The sequence below is a fragment of the Thioclava sp. SK-1 genome (assembly GCF_001705665.1).
In the GTDB taxonomy this organism is placed as follows: Bacteria; Pseudomonadota; Alphaproteobacteria; order Rhodobacterales; family Rhodobacteraceae; genus Thioclava.
In genome coordinates this window covers 1-952 of the sequence record NZ_MDHA01000015.1, presented here as the reverse complement: position 1 = coordinate 952, position 952 = coordinate 1, and the positions used below count along the sequence as shown (strand labels likewise).

The following is a 952-nucleotide window of genomic DNA, read 5'->3' as shown; positions in this document are numbered from 1 at the left end:
TCGGTGGTGAGCGGGTCAAACTGCAGGTCGCACATGTCAAACTGTCACACAGCCGCGCGTTCCTGGTACGCGCTTATCCGTTGCAAACGCATGAGATGCTGTTCGACGCTCATTGGCATGCGTTCAGGGTTTTTGGCGGCGTCCCCGGACGTGGCATCTATGACAATATGAAGACGGCAGTTGACCGCGTTGGCAAAGGCAAGCAGCGAGACGTCAATGCGCGCTGCAAAGCCATGGCCAGCCACTATGTCTTTGAACCTGAGTTCTGCAATCCGGCAGCGGACTGGGGGAAGGGTCAGGTTGAGAAGAATGTGCAGGATGCGCGCAACCGTATGTGGCAGGTCATGCCGGTTTTTGCTGGCTTGGGCGAGTTAAACCAATGGCTTGAAGATCGCTGTATCGCCCTTTGGACGGAGACACCGCACAAGGCTCTACCGGGGTCCATCGCTGACGTGTGGGAGGCCGAGAAGCCCACGCTAATGGCACTTCCGCCGGCATTCGATGGCTTTATCGAACACAGTAAGCGTGTGTCACCCACGTGCCTGAGCACGTTCGAACGCAATCGCTACAGCGTTCCCGCCAGCTTTGCGAACCGACGTGTCAGTTTGCATGTCTATCCCGAACGGCTGGTCGTGGTCGCTGAAGGGCAAACGGTGTGCGAGCATGCGCGGATCATTGAGCGTTCTCATCGCAAACCCGGCAAGGTCATCTATGACTGGCGCCACTATCTCGCGCTCGTCCATTGTCCTCGGACCAATGGCGGACAAGGCCTCGCTCCAACGCAAACCGGGGGCCCTTCGGAATGGTGCGCCGTTCACGCAGATGCCCGATGCCTTCCGTCAATTGCAGGATCACATGGCTCGCGTAAAGAAGGTGGCGACCGAGAGATGGTCGACATCCTGTCACTGGTGCTCCAGCACAACGAAGAAGATGTCCTCTGCGCGGTGGAGCT

At 58.2% G+C, this 952-nt stretch carries 1 pseudogene; it reads left to right on the top strand.

The window, feature by feature from the left end:
- Positions 1–952 (top strand): annotated as a pseudogene (gene istA / locus BFP70_RS00575) (IS21 family transposase); the annotation flags it as partial.